The following is an 18,140-nucleotide window of genomic DNA, read 5'->3' as shown; positions in this document are numbered from 1 at the left end:
CCGGCGGACACAACATGTGGGGGGTGCCGCAGGGCGCGCACCCCACATGTATGCTCATGCTCGCTGTCGCCGCAGGGGAATCCGGTGCGAATCCGGAACTGTCCCGCAACGGTGTGTTGGTACGCCTTTGTGCACCACGAGTCCGAGCACCTGCCGGCAGTGCGCCCGGTCCGTCCGGCCCGGGTGCCAAGACGTCCGGGCCTCGCGGAGTGGGCCGGTGGACGCGGTGCACGCGCCCCTGTGCCAGGGCTGCGCCCCGCTCCCCTGCCCGCGTGCGCGGTGGCCCCGAGCCGAGCGAGGGAGAGCCCCCACGTGACCATCGCGCCAGCAGATCCGGCCACAGCCAGGGACGCGGAGAACGATGGACCCGGGACCGTGTTGCTGCGGGTCCTGACCGACCTCACCGCCGACCTGCCCGACACCGACCCCGGCCGGGTCGCCGCCGCCGCGCTGCGCGGCCGGCACGCCGGTTCGGACGAGGCCGAGCTGCGGGAGCTGGCCACCGAGGCGGCGGCCGGGCTGATCGCCGAGGACCCGGCGTACTCGCGCCTGGCGGCCCGGCTGCTGACCCGGACCATCGCCGACGAGGCGGCGGGACAGGGCGCGGTGGCCTTCTCGGCCTCGGTGGCCGTGGGGCACCGCGAGGGCCTGATCGCGGACCGTACGGCCGAGTTCGCCCGGCTGCACCGGGACCGGCTGGACGCGCTCATCGACCCGGCGGCCGACGACCGCTTCGGTTACTTCGGGCTGCGCACGCTGTACTCCCGCTACCTGCTGCGCCACCCCATCACCCGCAAGGTGATCGAGACGCCCCAGCACTTCATGCTGCGGGTCGCCGCCGGGCTGGCCGAGGACGACTCGGTAGGCGCGCTGGAGGAGGTCGCGGCGCTGTACCGGCTGATGAGCCGGCTGGACTACCTGCCCTCGTCGCCGACGCTGTTCAACTCCGGGACCCGCCACCCGCAGATGTCGTCCTGCTACCTGCTGGACTCCCCGCTGGACGAGCTGGACTCCCTCTACGACCGCTACCACCAGGTGGCGCGGCTGTCCAAGCACGCGGGCGGCATCGGCCTGTCGTACTCCCGCATCCGGGCGCGCGGTTCGCTGATCCGGGGCACCAACGGGCACTCCAACGGCATCGTGCCGTTCCTGAAGACGCTGGACGCCTCCGTCGCGGCGGTGAACCAGGGCGGCCGGCGCAAGGGCGCGGCGGCCGTGTACCTGGAGACCTGGCACGCGGACATCGAGGAGTTCCTGGAGCTGCGCGACAACACCGGTGAGGACGCGCGCCGTACGCACAACCTCAACCTGGCGCACTGGATCCCGGACGAGTTCATGCGCCGGGTCAACGCCGACGCCGAGTGGTCGCTGTTCTCGCCGTCCGACGTGCCGGAGCTGGTCGACCTGTGGGGCGAGGAGTTCGACGCCGCCTACCGCGCCGCCGAGGCCAGGGGCCTGGCCCGCAAGACCATGCCGGCCCGTGACCTGTACGGCCGGATGATGCGCACCCTGGCCCAGACCGGCAACGGCTGGATGACGTTCAAGGACGCCTCGAACCGTACGGCCAACCAGACCGCCGAGCCGGGCCACACCGTCCACTCGTCCAACCTGTGCACGGAGATCCTGGAGGTCACCGACGACGGGGAGACCGCCGTCTGCAACCTGGGTTCGGTCAACCTGGGCGCGTTCGTGGCCGGCGGGGACATCGACTGGGAGCGTCTCGACGAGACCGTCCGCACCGCCGTCACCTTCCTCGACCGGGTCGTCGACATCAACTTCTACCCGACCGAGCAGGCCGGCCGGTCCAACGCCAAGTGGCGGCCGGTGGGCCTGGGCGCCATGGGCCTCCAGGACGTGTTCTTCCGGCTGAAGCTGCCCTTCGACTCCCCCGAGGCGCGGGCGCTGTCCACCCGGATCGCCGAGCGGATCATGCTCGCCGCGTACGAGGCGTCCTGCGACCTGGCCGAGCGCAACGGCCCGCTGCCCGCCTGGGAGAAGACCCGCACCGCGCGCGGGGTGCTGCACCCGGACCACTACGACGTGGAGCTGACGTGGCCGGAGCGCTGGGCGGCGCTGCGTGAGCGCGTCGCGGCCACCGGCATGCGCAACTCCCTGCTGCTGGCCATCGCGCCGACCGCGACCATCGCCTCGATCGCGGGCGTGTACGAGTGCATCGAGCCGCAGGTCTCCAACCTCTTCAAGCGCGAGACGCTGTCGGGCGAGTTCCTCCAGGTGAACTCCTACCTGGTGGACGACCTGAAGAAGCTCGGCGTGTGGGACGCGCAGACCCGTGAGGCGCTGCGCGAGTCCAGCGGCTCGGTGCAGGGCTTCACCTGGATCCCGGCCGAGGTGCGCGAGCTGTACCGGACGGCCTGGGAGATCCCGCAGCGCGGCCTGATCGACATGGCGGCGGCCCGTACGCCGTTCCTGGACCAGTCGCAGTCGCTGAACCTGTTCCTGGAGACGCCGACGATCGGCAAGCTCTCCTCGATGTACGCGTACGCCTGGAAGCAGGGCCTGAAGACCACGTACTACCTGCGTTCGCGCCCGGCGACCCGGATCGCCCGCGCCGCGTCCGCCACCCCCGTGCCCGCGCAGGCGGCCCCGGCCGACCCCGACGCGGTCGCCTGCTCCCTTGAGAACCCCGAGTCCTGCGAGGCCTGCCAGTGATGTCCGATGCCAAGAACCTTCTCGACCCGGGCTTCGAGCTGACCCTGCGCCCGATGCGCTACCCGGACTTCTACGAGCGCTACCGGGACGCCATCAAGAACACCTGGACCGTGGAAGAGGTAGACCTCCACTCCGACGTCGCCGACCTCGCCAGGCTGACGCCGGGAGAGCAGCACCTGATCGGCCGGCTGGTGGCGTTCTTCGCCACCGGCGACTCGATCGTGGCGAACAACCTGGTGCTGACGCTCTACAAGCACATCAACAGCCCCGAGGCGCGGCTGTACCTGTCGCGACAGCTCTTCGAGGAGGCCGTGCACGTCCAGTTCTACCTGACGCTGCTCGACACCTACCTGCCCGACCCGGACGACCGGGCGGCCGCCTTCGACGCGGTGGAGAACATCGCCTCGATCCGTGAGAAGGCCGAGTTCTGCTTCAAGTGGATGGACTCGGTGGAGAAGCTGGACCGGCTGGAGACGAAGGCCGACCGCCGCCGCTTCCTGCTGAACCTGATCTGCTTCGCCGCCTGCATCGAGGGACTGTTCTTCTACGGCGCCTTCGCCTACGTGTACTGGTTCCGCTCGCGCGGCCTGCTGCACGGCCTGGCGACCGGCACCAACTGGGTGTTCCGCGACGAGACGATGCACATGAGCTTCGCCTTCGAGGTCGTCGACACCGTCCGCAAGGAGGAGCCGGAGCTGTTCGACGACGCGCTCCGGCAGCAGGTCACCGACATGCTGGCGGAGGCCGTCGAGGCGGAGCTGCAGTTCGCGCGTGACCTGTGCGGCGAGGGCCTGCCGGGCATGAACACCGACTCGATGCGCGCCTACCTGGAGTGCGTCGCCGACCAGCGGCTCCAGCGGCTGGGCTTCGCCCCGGTGTACGGCTCGGAGAACCCGTTCTCGTTCATGGAGCTCCAGGGGGTGCAGGAGCTGACCAACTTCTTCGAACGGCGCCCGTCCGCCTACCAGGTGGCGGTGGAGGGTTCGGTCGACCTCGACGAGGACTTCTGACCCGTCCCGCGGGGGCGCGGCGGCGGCCCTCCGGCCACCGCCGCGCCCCGTGGGCCGGTCAGATCCCGCAACTGGACGCGGACCAGAAGCGGCTCGCGCGGTGGTCGAGGTGGGTGTGGTCGCCGTGCCCGGGGTAGCCCGGTCCGAGGATGCCGTGGAAACCGTGGTACCGGGCCTGCTGGGCGAGCCTGCACAGGGAGTGCGGGCCGGCGCCGAGGTCCGCCGCGTCCCCGTACAGATGACGGCTGCCCGACGCCCCGCCGACCGCCTCGTTGCAGGCGTACGAGCGGAAGCCGCTGGTGACGGTGAGGGGCTGGTCGCCGAGCGCGTGCCGCATGGCCTCCAGTTTCCACATGGTGCGCAGGGCGTTGGACTTGGCGGTGGCGGCGCTCACCGCCCCGCCCGCCCAGGTGGTGTTGCAGTCGTTGAGTTCGCCGTAGCTGAAGTGGACGGGCGTGCAGTCGTCGTCCTGGAGGGCGTACAGCTTGGTGTAGGTGGCGTTCCCGGCGATCCCGTCCGCGGTGAGCCCGTACGCGGCCTGGAAGCGCTTGACCGCCGCGGTGGTGGCCGGCCCGTAGTCGCCGTCGACGGCGAGGACGCCGCCGTATCCCGCGTGGCCGGCGACCCGGATCTGGAGCTGGGTGACGTCGGCGCCGGTCGCTCCCTCGGAGAGCGTGCGCGACCAGGTGAAGCAGCCGTCCGCGTGCGCGGCGCCGGCCGTGGCCACCACCCCGGCCGACGCGACAGCCATGAGCATGACAAAGGCGAGCAGGAGTCGTGCGGTACGTCCGGGCATCGGGCCTCCAGCGGTGAAGAGGGACACCGCAGAGACTGGCGGCGCGGTCGACGCGCGTCAACCGGTCCGGCGCGGCCGTCATCCGTCCGTCCCACGGCGGTCATGCCACGGCCCCGCACCGGTCACCGGTGCGGGGCCGCGCGCACGTCACTGGTTGGGGACGACCTCGTAGCGCGGGGTGCCCTCCGCCATCTGGCGCAGCGCGTCCTTGCGGTCCCGCTTGGAGAGCCGGTCGATGTACAGGTACCCGTACAGGTGGTCCGTCTCGTGCTGGAGGCAGCGGGCGAAGTACCCGGTGCCGCGCACCTTGATGGGGTTGCCCTGGGCGTCCTGGCCGCGCACCACCGCGTAGTCGGGGCGCGCCAGCGAGGCGTAGGCCGTCGGCACGGACAGGCAGCCCTCGTTGGAGTCGTCCAGCACCCGCAGCTCCGGCGGCAGCTCCTCGAGCACCGGGTTGCAGACCACGCCCACGTGCCGTACGCCGTCGTCGTCCGGGCAGTCGTAGACGAAGACCTTCAGGTCGACGCCGATCTGGTTGGCGGCCAGGCCCACGCCCTCCGCCGTCCGCTGGCTGGCGAACATGTCGTCGATCAGCCGCGCCAGCTCGTCGTCGAACTCGGTGACGTCCTTGCACTCCTTGTGCAGCACGGGGTTGCCGACGACCGTGATCGGGCGGGAGGTGCCGCGCTCGCGGTACGCGCGCTCGCGCTCCTCGCAGTCCCGCGTGTCCACGACGAAGCCCTCGTCGTCCACGACGGGCCCGCCGTCGGTGTGCTGGTCCGTCTCCTGCTGCGCCATGTCCGCCTTCGCGCCTTCCTGGAATACCCGAATGTGAGCGAGTACAGCCTACGGGCAGGGCTCAGCAGACCTCTTCGAGATCCCGCCACTCACGGCTGTCCGGACTGTCGGCCACCCAGCCGTCCAGCAGCCCCCGCACCAGCCCGGCGGGCGCCGCGATGCCGCACTCGCGCTCCGGCACCCACAGCCCGCCCGGTGAGCGGTGGCCCAGCGGCCCGGGATGGCCCGGCTCGCTGTGGTCGTGCGGGTCCAGGTGCTCGCCCTCACCCTCGGCGCTGGGCATCCGGGACTCCGAGCAGGTCCGGCACAGCAGCCGCACCGACGAGGACCAGTCCTCGGCGGCGAAACCGGCGTCGGACGCCAGCTGCTCCAGCGCGTCCCGGTCGGCCTCGGTGGCCGCCTCCAGCAGGACCACCCAGGTCGGCACGGGTGACGGCGCCCACAGCTCGATCTCGTCGAACACCGGGAAGCTGTGGCCCGCCGATGTGGTGCGCTCCCCGTTGGGGACGCCGTCGTGCAGGACGACCTCGCCCCAGCGCCGCCCCGACGACGGCAGCGGGATGGACAGCACCTCCATGCGGGCCGGGTCGAGCCTGCGGCCCCACACCACCTCGGCCTCGCCCTCCGGCGACAGCCGCACGGCAGCGCTGCCCAAGTCCATCCCGGCCGGCTCGCCGTTGGCCGCGGCCGCCCCGGGCACCTTCAGCCCGTACGCCTGCCAGGCCCGCCGGGCCAGCGGCCAGTCCTGGAGCGCGGTGGCGGCGATGCCGACGTTCCACCAGTCGGGAGCCCCGGTCTCCTTGTCGAGCAGCGCCACCGCCCGCAGCCCCGCGGCCCGCGCCTGTTCCCAGTCGTGGCGGAACTTGTGCAGCAGCGCCAGATTGAACCAGGACTCCGAGAGCCAGGGCTCCAGATCGGCCGCCCGCGTCAACAGCGCGCCCGCGTCCTCGTACCGCCCGTCCCCGATCAGCGTGAACGCGCGGTCGGTGGCCTGCCGCCAAGAGGCGGAGGGCCGATGCCGTACCTTCCCGAAGATCCTCACGATTCCCGCCTGCCGGTCGCTGAAGGTCTCTGCCCCCGGACACCCTCTTGTTCGCATCCAACCATGCCCGGTCGCACGCCCGCTCATTACCCATGGGTTACCCAGGTCCGGGGCCCGCGACGCCGTCGCGGGCGAGCACTCTGGCGAGCGATTCGACCACCGCCGGGTGGTAGTCCCGGGCGGTGCCCAGCCTCAGCCGCTCCAGCGCGCCCGGCGCCTCCTCGGCACCTGCCCCCACGAGGTCGTCGTACGCGTTGACCGCGCGCACGATCCGCGCGGGCAGCGGCTGTTCGCGGAACGGGTCGGCCTGCCGCTCCACGACGGCGGCGACGGCGGCCGGCACACCGGTCCGGCGCACCACCGCGCCGCCCAGCAGCGCGATACGGCGCTGCTCGGCCGCCGGCAGGCGGACGGTGGCGCCCTCCGGCACCGGGTCGACCAGGGAAAGCTGTCCGATGTCGTGCATCAGTGCGGCGTACTCCAGAACGGTCAGGTCGGGCTCCGAGAGCCCCAGCTCGCGCCCCACGGCCCGGCTGAGCGCCGCCACCCGGTGGGCATGTCCCGGCCGCGTGTACCCGGCGACGTCGGTGGCACGCGCCAGGGAGGCGATGGTCTCGCGGTAGGTGGCGCGCACGGCGGCGTACCGGCGCAGCGACCGCTGGGTGAACAGCAGCGGTACGCAGACGACGGGCAGCGCCCACAGGCCCGCGACGGCCACCGCCAGCGCCAGCACGGCGCCGGTGGCGCACACGGCGGAGCCGATGCCGAGCAGGCCGCGCAGCTCCGCGCGCAGGAGCGAGCGGCGGGGGCCTCCGGTGCGGGCCCGCAGCAGCAGGGCGCCCAGCGCGGCGTCGGCCAGGCCGGTCAGCGCGAGCAGGAGGAGCAGGACGAGGGCGTGGTACGGGCCCTGGCCGAGGCCGCGCGCCCAGCCGCTCCCGTCGGCCAGCGGCTGGAAGCACGCGGCGGCGCACCCCACGGTGAGCACCCGCCGGGCCGCCTGGTCGGCGGTGGGCCCGTGGCCCCTGGCCACCCGCGGTACGGATCCGGCCAGGACACCCGCGACGACGACGGCGACGACCTGCGCCGTGCCGTGCCCGGTGGGCCGCCCCGCGCACTCCCCCAGCAGGGCGTAGGCGAGGGCGGCGGCGGCACCGAGGGGAGCCGGCTCCCTGCCCCACGGCTCCACCGGCCCGGCCGGCGCCCCGGCTCCGGGCGGGGGGCCGGTCCCGGTTCCGGGCCGGGGACCGCCGCGGACCAGCTCACCGGCGGCCACCAGCAGCCCGAAGGCGAGGGCCACTCCGGGGTCGGCGAGCCCGTGCCACAGGGTCCACCCGAGCCCGCCGGCGGCGAGCGCGGCGGCCAGCGTGTGCGTCAGGCGCGCGGTGAGCGGGGTGCGGGTGGGGGTCACCGGGCACCGCCCCGGGTGGGCCCGGGGGCCGCGCCGCGCGCCGGGGGACGGGCCGGAGGGACGTTTCGGCTGGGCGCTGCCGGAGGCTCGCCGTGGCCGGCCGGCGCCGGCCAGCCGTGCCGTTCCAGCGCGCGCGCCAGCGCCCGTACCATCCGGGGGTCGAAGTGGCTGCCCGCGCACCGCTCCAGCTCCGCCACCGCGGCGGCCACCGGCCGGGCGCGCCGGTAGGAGCGGTTGGAGGTCATCGCGTCGAACGCGTCCGCGACCGCCACCACCCGGGCCACCTCGGGGATCTGTTCGCCCTTCAGGCCGTGCGGGTAGCCCCTGCCGTCCACCCGTTCGTGATGGTGCAGGATCGCGGCACTCGCCTCGTCGAGGAAGCCGATGCCGCGCACGATCTCGCGCCCGTGGTGCGGGTGCTGTTCGATGATCCGCCGCTCCTCCCGGGTCAGCGGCCCGTCCTTGCGCAGCACCCGGGTGGGCACTCCGAGCTTGCCGATGTCGTGCAGGGTCCCGGCGAACCGGAGGACCTCCATGCGCGACTCGTCCATGCCCAGTTCCCGGGCGATCAGCATCGAGGCACGGCCCACCCGCTCGCTGTGGCCCCGGGTGTAGGCGTCCTTCAGCTCCACCGCCTCCACCAGGGCCCGGATGGTCGCCCGGTGCGCCGCGCGCTCCCGCCGGCACTGGGCGAAGGCCCAGCAGGACAGGCAGACGGGCAGCAGGACGGTCAGCGCCGCGGGCCAGCCGTAGGGGCTGCGCCACAGCACCGCCATCATCAGCCCGGCGAGGCCGTGCACCAGGTACGGCACCGGTGACCCGGGCGACGGGCGGCGGCCCCTGCCCGGGCCGTCGAGGGCGGTGCGCACCAGCCAGAAGACGAGGGCCGAGACACCGGCCGGCAGCAGGACGTACGGGAAGTCCGGCCGGCCGGCCGCCTGGGGGCCGTCGAGCAGGGCCGCGGCCTGCGCGGCGGCCCAGGTGGCGACGGCGAGCCGGCCCGTGCGCCGGACCCGCTCGACGCGCCGGGTGCGCGCGATCCGCCTCACGCGCCGGCGGCCGGTCCGGCGCTCCCCCGGGCGGGCCAGCAGCGCGCCCGGCACGGCCACGAGGGCCGCGGCGGCGGGCGGCAGCAGCAGGGCCGCGGCCAGCAGGACGGGCAGGCAGATCCCGCCGCCCCGGCCCGGCGGGCCGTCGGCAGCCGTGCCCAGGAAGGGGTGCCGGGCGAGCCGGGCGCAGACGGCGTACAGCGCGGCGAGGAGCGCGAGCACCGGCCACCGGGCGGGGGCGGCCGGGACGGGGGAGGCCGCGAGCAGCGGCAGGAACACGCACAGCGCGAGGGTGACGCGGCCGGCGACGGCCACCGGGGGCCCGGCCGTGCCCGGAAGGTACGCGCGCGCCACCGCCGCCATGCCCGCCACCGCCCCGCCTCCTCACCCGCCGTCCGACCGGCCTCGCAGATCGTCCGTCAGGCTAGCGAGTTGCGATGATCACAGCGGCGGGTCGGAGCCGATTAGCACCTTTGGGTGACGCGGAGGTGACCGGCGGGCGACGTCAGGGCGACGGCGGACGCGAGCGCGCGGGGTGGTGCGGCGTGGCAGCGGGAGGGTGCGGCCCGGCCGTCCGGCCGGCCAGGCGGTGCCGGCGGCCCGGGGGCGGCCGGCGCGGGGCCCGGTGGAGGGGGAGCCGGGCCCGGCGGGGTCACTCCTGGGACGCGAGCGGGAGGTCCTTGCCGGGCAGGGTCTGCCCCGACCTCATCAGCTCGATGCGCCCCATGACCTTGGCCCGCAGGTCAGTGGGTACGTCGTCATGCCCGCAGCACCGCTTGACCAGCTTCTTCATCGCCTGTTCCACCCCGTACTTCTCCAGGCAGAACGAGCACTCCTCGAAGTGCGTCTCGAACTTGGTGCAGTCGCTGTCGGGCATCTCGCGGTCCAGGAACTCGTAGAGATGCTCCAGGATCTCCGAGCACTCCATCTCGTGCGGATCTCCGCAGCTCATGAGCCCGAGCCTTTCCCGTTGTTCGACGACTCTCCGGCGCCCGCGGGTACCAGCCCGCGTTCGCGGGCGTAGTCCTCGAGCATGCCGCGCAACTGGCGGCGGCCACGGTGCAGTCGGGACATCACCGTACCGATGGGTGTACCCATGATGTCCGCGATCTCCTTGTACGCAAAGCCCTCCACATCGGCCAGGTACACGGCGATGCGGAACTCCTCGGGGATCGCCTGGAGGGCTTCCTTCACGTCGGAGTCGGGCAGATGGTCCAGCGCCTGGGACTCGGCGGACCGCAGGCCGGTGGACATGTGCGACTCGGCGCGGGCGAGCTGCCAGTCCTCGATCTCCTCGGCGGCGCTCCGCTGGGGCTCGCGCTGCTTCTTGCGGTACGAGTTGATGAAGGTGTTGGTCAGAATCCGGTACAGCCACGCCTTGAGGTTCGTACCCTCACGGAACTGGTGGAAGGACCCGTACGCCTTGGCGTACGTCTCCTGCACCAGGTCCTCGGCGTCCGCGGGGTTGCGCGTCATGCGCAGCGCCGCCGAGTACATCTGGTCGAGGAAACCGAGGGCGTCCCGCTCGAAGCGCGCGTTGCGCTCGGCCGTCGTCTCCTCGGGGCCGTCGTCGGTCCCTGTGTCGGTCCCAGTGACCGGACCCACCTCCTCCAGCGCTGTTGCGGGACCGAGTGCGGACCCGCTCGAATCGGAGAATAGTCGACCTTCCGGCGCCAGTCCCTTTCGTTTTGTTCCGCCCGGTGCTCCACCCGGTCCACCCGGCGCCCCGGCGGGAGCGGTCCTGGCCGCGGGCAGGACCGTCCAGTCCAGCTCAACGGCGTGCGACCGGTTCGGGCAGATGGTCGAACCCATGCGACGGACTCCCTCTGCTGGCTTGTTCACTCTCATCGACGCCCGTCACAACGTCACCGCCCCGGCCGGCATTCCCGCAGCCCGGCCAGCCACTTCCCGGCTCCCTCGGTGATCGTCCGCAGGGTTTCCTCCTGGCTCACCGGTGACCGCTTCGGCACGGCGAAACCGTGGTCCGCGTGGGCCACCTCCACCAGCTCGTGACCGCCCTCCGGGAACTCCCCCGGCCTGCCGAACGGATCGTTGCCACCCTGGACGACCAGGGTGGGCACCCCGGCGCCGAGCAGCTCGTCCGCCCGGGAGCGCTCCGGCCTGCCCGGCGGGTGCAGCGGGAAGGACAGGGCCAGTACGGCGTGGGCGCCCAGTTCACGGGCGGTGCGGCAAGCGACCCGGGCGCCGGCGCTGCGCCCCCCGGCCACCACCGGGGCGCCGGGCGCGCGCAGCGCGGGCCACACGTCGCGCCAGGCCTCGTCCAGCCGGGCCGGCGCGGGGGCGAGCCTGCGCCCGGCGACCCGCCAGGGCTGCTCGACCAGGGCGACGGTGATCCCGGCCGCGGGCAGGGTGGCGGCGAGGGCCTGGAGGTCCCTGGCCTCGACGCCGCCTCCGGCCCCGTGGCCGAGGGCCAGTACCAGGCGGGCGGCGCCTTCGGCGCCGTACCAGGTGACGCGGGCGTCGCCGGCGGACGTGGGAACGGTCTCGGTGCGCTGTTTCACGGCGTCCATCCTGCCGGGCGGCGCCCTAGAAGAGGGTCTCCTCCTCGGGGGCGGCGAGTTCCTTCAGCAGCTCGGGACCGTTGTTGCGGACGTTGCTGACGGCCGTCGACACCGGGTAGGCCCGCATCAGTCCCTCCGGCGGCGGGGCGAGCAGGCCGCGGAGGTCGTCCGGGTCCGTGCGGGCCGGGTCCAACCAGGCGTCCCACCGGTCCTCGGTGAGCATCAGCGGCATGCGCGGGTGGATGTCCGCCAGCGAGCGCGGGCCGTCGGCGGGGGCGACCCCCAGCGGGCCGGTCTCCGCCTCGGTGGTGATGACCGAGCAGGTCACCCACCAGGCGGCCGGGTGGTCGTCGGGCAGGGTGCGGTCCCGCCAGAACTCGTAGAGGCCGGCCATCGCGAAGACCGAGCCGTCGGCCGGGGCGACGAAGTAGGGCTGCTTGCGCGGCCGCTTCCGCTTGCCCTGCTCCTCCAGCTCCCGCTCACCGGCGCCGGTGACCCACTCGTAGTAGCCGTCGGCGGGCAGGATGCAGCGGCGCTCGGCGAAGGCCCGCCGGAAGGACGGCTTCTCGTGCACCGTCTCGGCCCGGGCGTTGATCATGCGGGCCGCGCCCTCCGGGGTCTTCGACCAGGACGGTACGAGTCCCCACTTCAGGGTGCGCAGCTGCCGTACCGGCCGGGGGCTGTCCGAGCCCTTGACCGGGCGTTCGAGCACCGCGTGGACCTCCTTGGTGGGGGCCACGTTCCAGTCGGGTTCCAGGGCCTCCTCCGGCTCCCACTTCTCGACCTGGAAGAGCCCGGTGAGATCCTCGGGCCGGCGACTGGCCGCGTACCGTCCGCACATCTGGCTACCACCCCTCATATGTGTGCGCCACGAGCCTACGGCGGAACACCGCCATGGCGGCGGGCTGTTCCGGGAGCCGGGTACCCGCTTAGGTTCCAGGGGTCCCCGCAGCCCGTCCCGTGCGCCGGTCCGCCGGTCCGCCCGTTCGCCCGTCCGCCAAGACCCCAGGAGTCGCCCGCACCATGAACAGCACCAGCCTCGGAGCGCTGTGGGACCGGATCACCGGCACCCAGCCGCCCCCGGACGTCTGGCTCGTCGTCGTGGCGGCCACCGCCGCCCTCGCCGTGACCGGGCCGCACGTCCTGTGGCGGATCTCCCGCAACGCCGTCACGATCGCCCACGAGGGCGGGCACGGGCTGGTCGCGCTGCTCACCGGCCGCCGGCTGGACGGCATCCGGCTGCACTCCGACACCAGCGGCCTGACCGTCAGCCGGGGCCGGCCGACCGGTCTCGGCATGATCCTGACCGCCGCCGCCGGCTACACCGCGCCCTCCCTGCTGGGCCTGGGCGGTGCCTGGCTGCTGGCGGCGCACCGCGTCACGCTGCTGCTGTGGGTGGCCACCGCGCTGCTGGTCGCCATGCTGGTCATGATCCGCAACGCCTACGGGGCGCTGACCGTCGTCGTGACGGGCGCGGCCTTCCTGCTGGTCTCCTGGCTGACCGGCCCGGACGTGCAGTCCGCCTTCGCGTACAGCGCCGTGTGGTTCCTGCTGCTGGGCGGGGTGCGGCCGGTCTTCGAGCTCCAGGCCAAGCGGCGGCACGGCGGGGCGCCGGACTCCGACGTGGACCAGCTTTCCCGGCTGACCCATGTGCCGGCGGCGCTGTGGCTCTTCCTGTTCCACGCGGTGTCGCTGTGCTCCCTGATCGGCGGCGGTCGCTGGTTGCTGGGGCTGTGAGCCCGCGGGCCGGTGGCGGGCGGCCGGTCCGCGAGCCGCCGGGGCCCGAGGTCCCTACTAAAGTGTGGGCATGACCGAAAGCCCCGCCCACCTCGACCTCTGGCCGGCTCCGCACGCGAGCGGGGCCGTCGAAGCGACCGTCACCGTCCCCGGGTCCAAGTCGGTCACCAACCGCGCCCTGGTACTGGCCGCCCTCGCCTCCGAGCCCGGCTGGCTGCGCCGCCCGCTGCGCTCCCGGGACACCCTGCTGATGGCCGAGGCCCTGCGCATGCTGGGCGTCGGTATCGAGGAGGGCGTCGGCCCCGACGGCACCGGCGAGCGCTGGCGGGTCATCCCGGCCGGCCTGCACGGCCCCGCCACCGTCGACGTCGGCAACGCCGGCACCGTCATGCGGTTCCTGCCGCCGGTCGCGGCGCTCGCCGACGGCCCGGTCCGCTTCGACGGGGACCCGCGCGCCTACGAGCGCCCGTTGCACGGCGTCATCGACGCGCTGCGCGTCCTGGGGGCCCGGATCGACGACGAGGGGCGCGGCGCGCTGCCGATGACGGTGCACGGCGGTGGGGCGCTGGACGGCGGACCGGTCACCATCGACGCCTCCTCCTCGTCCCAGTTCGTCAGCGCCCTGCTGCTGTCCGGACCGCGCTTCAACCAGGGCGTCGAGGTGCGCCACGTCGGGGCGAAGCTGCCCTCCATGCCGCACATCCGGATGACCGTCGACATGCTGCGCTGTGTCGGCGCCCAGGTCGACGAGCCGGAGACCGGCGGCGAGCCGGACGTGTGGCGGGTCTCCCCCTCCGCGCTGCTGGGCCGTGACCTGACGGTGGAGCCCGACCTGTCCAACGCGCAGCCCTTCCTGGCCGCCGCCCTGGTCACCGGCGGGCGGGTGACCATCCCCGACTGGCCCGAGCACACCACCCAGCCGGGTGACGCGCTCCGGGAGATCTTCACCGGGATGGGCGGCTCCTGCGAGCTGACCGAGCAGGGTCTGATCTTCACCGGCACGGGCACCGTCCACGGCGTCGACGTGGACCTGGGCGAGGTCGGCGAACTGACACCGGGCATCGCGGCGGTCGCCGCCCTCGCCGACTCGCCGTCCACCCTGCGGGGCGTGGCCCACCTGCGGCTGCACGAGACGGACCGGCTCGCCGCGCTCACCAAGGAGATCAACGGCCTGGGCGGCGACGTCACGGAGACCGAGGACGGGCTGATCATCCGCCCCCGCCCGCTGCGCGGCGGTGTGTTCCACACGTACGACGACCACCGGATGGCGACGGCCGGAGCGGTCATCGGCCTCGCCGTCAAGGGCGTGGAGATCGAGAACGTCGCCACGACCGCGAAGACCCTGCCGGACTTCCCGCAGATGTGGACCGGAATGCTCGAGGCCTGACGACAATGCGCCGATACGGCAAGAATCCCGACGAGGACGACATCCGTTCCCGCCCCAACCCCAAGGGCAACCGGCCCCGCACCAGCATCCGCCCCAAACACGAGGACGCGGCGGAGGGCATGGTCCTCACCGTGGACCGCGGGCGGCTGACCTGTCTCGTCGACGGCCGTGCCGTGACGGCGATGAAGGCCCGCGAGCTCGGCCGCAAGGCCGCCGTGGTGGGTGACCGGGTGTCCCTGGTGGGCGACCTGTCCGGCAAGAAGGACACGCTGGCGCGGATCGTGCGCATCGAGCCGCGCGGATCCGTGCTGCGCCGCACCGCCGACGACGACGACCCCTACGAGCGGGTGGTCGTCGCCAACGCCGACCAGCTGGCCATCGTCACCGCCCTCGCCGACCCCGAGCCGCGCCCCCGGCTGATCGACCGCTGCCTGGTCGCGGCGTTCGACGGCGGCCTGGAGCCGCTGCTGGTGCTGACCAAGTCGGACCTGGCGCCGCCCGAGAAGCTGCTGGAGCTGTACGGGGCGCTGGACATCCCGCACGTGGTGACCAGCCAGGAGGAGCTGTACGACGGGCACACCGCCGCCGACCGGGTCCGGGAGTACCTCGCGGGCCGCACCACCGCGTTCGTGGGGCACTCGGGCGTCGGCAAGACGACCCTGGTCAACGCGCTCGTGCCGGAGGAGCGGCGGCGGCTGACCGGCGGTGTGAACGCGGTCACGGGCCGCGGCCGGCACACCACCACCTCCGCGCTGGCACTGCCCCTGGAACGCGCCGAGGGCTGGGTGATCGACACGCCGGGCGTGCGGTCCTTCGGGCTGCACCACGTCGACCCGTCCCGGGTGATCAACGCCTTCCCCGATCTGGTGCCGGGTACGGAGGAGTGCCCGCGCGCGTGCAGCCACGACGAGCCCGACTGCGCGCTCGACGCGTGGGTGGCGGTGGGGCACGCCGATCCGGCCCGGCTCGACTCGCTGCGGCGGCTCCTCGCCACCCGGGAGCGACGCGAGGGCGACTGACCGGCGTGACGTCCCCGGGTCATGACGCCCGGTAAGTGCATAATCGCACCCAGCGAGCACCGGGCGGCGAGTACCCAGCGTCCGGGTGGCACGGCGCGGTCACCGACGCGGGAGGCACTGACGATGGCGTGGCTGCTGGTGATGGCCGCCGGTCTGCTGGAAACCGGCTTCGCGGTGTGTCTGAAGCTCTCGAACGGGTTCACCCGGCTGTGGCCGACCGTGGCGTTCGCCTGCTTCGCGCTGGGCAGCTTCGGGCTGCTGACGCTCTCCCTGCGCAAACTGGACGTGGGTCCGGCGTACGCGGTGTGGACGGGCATCGGCGCGGCGGGCACCGCGATCTACGGGATGCTGTTCCTCGGGGACCTGGTCTCGGCGTTGAAGATCGTCTCGATCACGCTGGTCATCGTGGGGGTCATCGGTCTCCAGCTGTCGGGCTCCGCCCACTGACCGCCCGCCGCACCAGGGCCCCGACGCCCCGGTCGGCCGGGGTCCCGGCGGCCGCTCCGCCCGGTTCGCCGCCGGGCGCGACCACATACGACAGGGCCAGCCGTACCGTCATCTCGCACCGGTAGGCCAGGTCGTCCGCCGCCCGGGCCCGTTCCGCCTCCCCTCCCCGGCCGTCCCGGCCCGTCCCTTCGGCGCGGTCGCGGGCCGCGGCCCGCGCCAGGGCGGCGAGCGACCGGTCCCGTACCGCCGCTGCGAGGTCGCCGGGGGCGGGCGCGCCCGCGTCGGCCCGGCGTCGCGCGGGCGCGCCGGCCGTCTCGGGGGCGCCGGCCGTCTCGGGCGCGCCGGCGCGCGCGGGGAGCGGCGCGGGCAGCCGCTCACCCCAGCAGCCCGTGAGCAGCGCGCGCAGCAGGGGCCTGGCCCGGGCCTCGCCGACGGTCCACTCGGCCAGCGACACCAGGCGGTCGGCCGCGTCCGGCCGGCCGGCCAGCACCCGGTCGACCCCGCGCAGATAGGACTCGGCCTCGCGCCGCACCAGGGCCCTGGCGAGGCCCTCCTTGCTGCCGAACTCGTTGTAGAGCGTCTGCCGGGACACCCCGGCCGCGGACGCCACGTCGACCATCCGTACCGCCGACCAGGGCAGTGGGCCGAGCGCCGCCAGAGCGGCGTTGAGCAGTGCTTCTCGCGCGGTGGGCATCGTCGCCTCCCAGGGCTGTCGCGTCCGGGACCGAGCGGCTCTGCGCACAGGGTTGACGGACGGCCACGCACTGTCAATAGTCCCCGCGGACGGCGCCGGACCCGCCCGAACGCACCGGGATAGAGTGCCGCCCATGGCCGACTACCACGATGACCTGCGCCTCGCCCATGACCTCGCCGACGCCGCCGACGCCGCCACCATGGACCGGTTCAAGGCGCTGGACCTCAAGGTGGAGACCAAGCCGGACATGACTCCGGTGAGCGAGGCGGACAAGGCCGCCGAGGAGCTCATCCGCGGCCGTGTGCAGCGGGCCCGGCCGGGCGACGCGATCCTGGGCGAGGAGTACGGCGTGGAGGGCACCGGCCCCCGCCGCTGGGTGGTCGACCCGATCGACGGCACGAAGAACTACGTCCGGGGCGTGCCGGTGTGGGCGACGCTGATCTCCCTGATGGAGGCGGGTCCGGACGGGTTCCAGCCGGTGGTGGGCGTGGTGTCGGCGCCCGCGCTGGGCCGGCGCTGGTGGGCGGCGAAGGGGCACGGCGCGTACACCGGGCGGAGCCTGACGTCGGCCACCCGGCTGCGGGTCTCGCGCGTCGCGGACCTGGCGGACGCGTCGTTCGCGTACTCCTCGCTCAGCGGCTGGGAGGAGCAGGGCCGGCTGGACGGTTTCCTGGACCTGACGCGCGCCTGCTGGCGGACGCGCGGGTACGGCGACTTCTGGCCCTACATGATGGTCGCCGAGGGCTCGGTGGACATCTGCGCCGAGCCGGAGCTGTCGCTGTGGGACATGGCCGCGACCGCCATCGTGGTGCAGGAGGCGGGCGGTACGTTCACCGGCCTGGACGGGCGGCCCGGACCGCACAGTGGCAACGCGGCCGCCTCGAACGGTCTGCTGCACGAGGAACTGCTCGGGTACCTGAACCAGCCCAACGGGTGATGTCCGCCCCCTTGTTGCCGGTCGGGATGGCTGCCACTCTGACAGTCCCCCCACTTGTGCACTTGTGAATTCCTTCTCGAATTCACCAAGGAGGTGGCTCCGTCCATGCTCGTCCGTGACGCCATGAGCACGGTGGTCCTGACCATCGGACCCGCACACACCCTTCGCCAGGCGGCCCGGCTGATGGCGGCGCGCCGCGTCGGCGCGGCCGTCGTCCTCGGCCACGACAACGACACCAGCGGGCTCGGGATCCTCACCGAGCGGGACATCCTCGTCTCCGTCGGCACCGGGCAGGACCCGGACACCGAGACGGTGGGCGCGCACACCACCAACGACGTGGTCTTCGCCGCACCCGGCTGGACCCTGGAGGAGGCCGCGACGGCCATGGCGCACGGCGGCTTCCGGCATCTGATCGTGCTGGAGCGGGACGAGCCGATCGGTGTCGTCTCGGTACGCGACCTCATCCGCTGCTGGGCGCCGGTGCGGGTGCGCGAGGCGGCCGCCCTGGCCGCCGGCTGACACCGGCGGCGCCGGGCGAACACCGGCGGCACGGCACAGCGACGGCCGTGCGCACGCCGGAGGGGCCGGCCCCCGTACGGGAGCCGGCCCCTCCGTCCACGACAA

General features: G+C 73.7%; 18 protein-coding genes and 1 riboswitch. Of the genes, 8 read left to right on the top strand and 10 right to left on the bottom strand.

Features of this window, described 5'->3' with window-relative positions:
* Positions 1-43 precede the first annotated feature (43 nt).
* Positions 44-173: riboswitch (cobalamin riboswitch) on the top strand.
* Between the two features lie 139 nt (positions 174-312).
* Together AB0H53_RS01320 and AB0H53_RS01315 are read left to right on the top strand one after the other, a co-directional pair.
* Positions 313-2,670 carry a ribonucleoside-diphosphate reductase subunit alpha gene (locus tag AB0H53_RS01320; protein ID WP_362105304.1) on the top strand — a complete coding sequence of 786 codons (2,358 nt, stop codon included), beginning with the start codon at positions 313-315 and terminating at the stop codon, positions 2,668-2,670.
* On the top strand, positions 2,670-3,680 hold the full coding sequence (locus tag AB0H53_RS01315; protein ID WP_362105301.1) for a ribonucleotide-diphosphate reductase subunit beta: 1,011 nt from the start codon (positions 2,670-2,672) through the stop codon (positions 3,678-3,680). Before AB0H53_RS01320 ends, AB0H53_RS01315 begins: the two co-directional genes overlap by 1 nt.
* Before the next feature lie 58 nt (positions 3,681-3,738).
* On the opposite strand, the gene AB0H53_RS01310 is transcribed toward AB0H53_RS01315, so the two are convergent.
* The 9 genes from AB0H53_RS01310 to AB0H53_RS01270 all read right to left on the bottom strand — a co-directional run bounded on the left by AB0H53_RS01310 (position 3,739) and on the right by AB0H53_RS01270 (position 12,136).
* Positions 3,739-4,476, bottom strand: a complete 738-nt coding sequence (locus tag AB0H53_RS01310) for a D-Ala-D-Ala carboxypeptidase family metallohydrolase (protein ID WP_362105298.1) — start codon at positions 4,474-4,476, stop codon at positions 3,739-3,741.
* Between the two features lie 147 nt (positions 4,477-4,623).
* Positions 4,624-5,274, bottom strand: a complete 651-nt coding sequence (gene def / locus AB0H53_RS01305) for a peptide deformylase (protein WP_362105295.1) — start codon at positions 5,272-5,274, stop codon at positions 4,624-4,626.
* Between the two features lie 61 nt (positions 5,275-5,335).
* A complete protein-coding gene (locus AB0H53_RS01300) occupies positions 5,336-6,316 on the bottom strand; it encodes a hypothetical protein (RefSeq protein ID WP_362105292.1) in 981 nt (326 codons plus the stop codon).
* Between the two features lie 97 nt (positions 6,317-6,413).
* Positions 6,414-7,691 carry an HD domain-containing protein gene (locus tag AB0H53_RS01295; protein ID WP_362105630.1) on the bottom strand — a complete coding sequence of 426 codons (1,278 nt, stop codon included), beginning with the start codon at positions 7,689-7,691 and terminating at the stop codon, positions 6,414-6,416.
* Between the two features lie 29 nt (positions 7,692-7,720).
* Complete coding sequence (locus AB0H53_RS01290; RefSeq protein WP_362105289.1) at positions 7,721-9,145, bottom strand: HD domain-containing phosphohydrolase; 1,425 nt, start codon at positions 9,143-9,145, stop codon at positions 7,721-7,723.
* Between the two features lie 280 nt (positions 9,146-9,425).
* Positions 9,426-9,725, bottom strand: coding sequence for a mycothiol system anti-sigma-R factor (gene rsrA / locus AB0H53_RS01285; RefSeq protein ID WP_362105286.1), 300 nt, complete (start codon positions 9,723-9,725; stop codon positions 9,426-9,428).
* A complete protein-coding gene (locus AB0H53_RS01280; protein ID WP_362105283.1) occupies positions 9,722-10,378 on the bottom strand; it encodes a sigma-70 family RNA polymerase sigma factor in 657 nt (218 codons plus the stop codon). Before AB0H53_RS01280 ends, rsrA begins: the two co-directional genes overlap by 4 nt.
* 260 nt (positions 10,379-10,638) lie before the next feature.
* Complete coding sequence (locus AB0H53_RS01275; protein ID WP_362105280.1) at positions 10,639-11,295, bottom strand: alpha/beta family hydrolase; 657 nt, start codon at positions 11,293-11,295, stop codon at positions 10,639-10,641.
* 25 nt (positions 11,296-11,320) lie between these two features.
* Positions 11,321-12,136, bottom strand: coding sequence for an SOS response-associated peptidase (locus tag AB0H53_RS01270; protein ID WP_362105277.1), 816 nt, complete (start codon positions 12,134-12,136; stop codon positions 11,321-11,323).
* A gap of 182 nt (positions 12,137-12,318) precedes the next feature.
* On the opposite strand from AB0H53_RS01270, the gene AB0H53_RS01265 reads away from it, so the two are divergent.
* The 4 genes from AB0H53_RS01265 (at position 12,319) to AB0H53_RS01250 (ending at position 15,885) form a co-directional block, all read left to right on the top strand.
* Positions 12,319-13,032 (top strand): M50 family metallopeptidase, encoded by a 714-nt coding sequence (locus AB0H53_RS01265; protein WP_362105274.1) that lies wholly within the window; start codon positions 12,319-12,321, stop codon positions 13,030-13,032.
* A 70-nt stretch (positions 13,033-13,102) separates the two neighbouring features.
* A complete protein-coding gene (gene aroA, locus AB0H53_RS01260) occupies positions 13,103-14,419 on the top strand; it encodes a 3-phosphoshikimate 1-carboxyvinyltransferase (RefSeq protein WP_362105271.1) in 1,317 nt (438 codons plus the stop codon).
* A 5-nt stretch (positions 14,420-14,424) separates the two neighbouring features.
* On the top strand, positions 14,425-15,438 hold the full coding sequence (gene rsgA / locus AB0H53_RS01255; RefSeq protein ID WP_362105268.1) for a ribosome small subunit-dependent GTPase A: 1,014 nt from the start codon (positions 14,425-14,427) through the stop codon (positions 15,436-15,438).
* A 123-nt stretch (positions 15,439-15,561) separates the two neighbouring features.
* Positions 15,562-15,885 carry a multidrug efflux SMR transporter gene (locus AB0H53_RS01250; protein ID WP_362105265.1) on the top strand — a complete coding sequence of 108 codons (324 nt, stop codon included), beginning with the start codon at positions 15,562-15,564 and terminating at the stop codon, positions 15,883-15,885.
* Here the strand turns inward: AB0H53_RS01250 and AB0H53_RS01245 are convergent.
* Complete coding sequence (locus AB0H53_RS01245; RefSeq protein ID WP_362105262.1) at positions 15,851-16,579, bottom strand: TetR/AcrR family transcriptional regulator; 729 nt, start codon at positions 16,577-16,579, stop codon at positions 15,851-15,853. The genes AB0H53_RS01250 and AB0H53_RS01245 overlap by 35 nt on opposite strands.
* 133 nt (positions 16,580-16,712) lie before the next feature.
* On the opposite strand from AB0H53_RS01245, the gene hisN reads away from it, so the two are divergent.
* Positions 16,713-17,516, top strand: a complete 804-nt coding sequence (hisN, locus tag AB0H53_RS01240) for a histidinol-phosphatase (protein ID WP_362105259.1) — start codon at positions 16,713-16,715, stop codon at positions 17,514-17,516.
* Between the two features lie 105 nt (positions 17,517-17,621).
* Positions 17,622-18,035 carry a CBS domain-containing protein gene (locus AB0H53_RS01235; protein WP_362105256.1) on the top strand — a complete coding sequence of 138 codons (414 nt, stop codon included), beginning with the start codon at positions 17,622-17,624 and terminating at the stop codon, positions 18,033-18,035.
* Positions 18,036-18,140: the final 105 nt, after the last annotated feature.

The organism is Streptomyces sp. NPDC050856 (assembly GCF_040653855.1).
In the GTDB taxonomy this organism is placed as follows: Bacteria; Actinomycetota; Actinomycetes; order Streptomycetales; family Streptomycetaceae; genus Streptomyces.
This window is presented reverse-complemented; position numbering and strand designations above follow the sequence as displayed.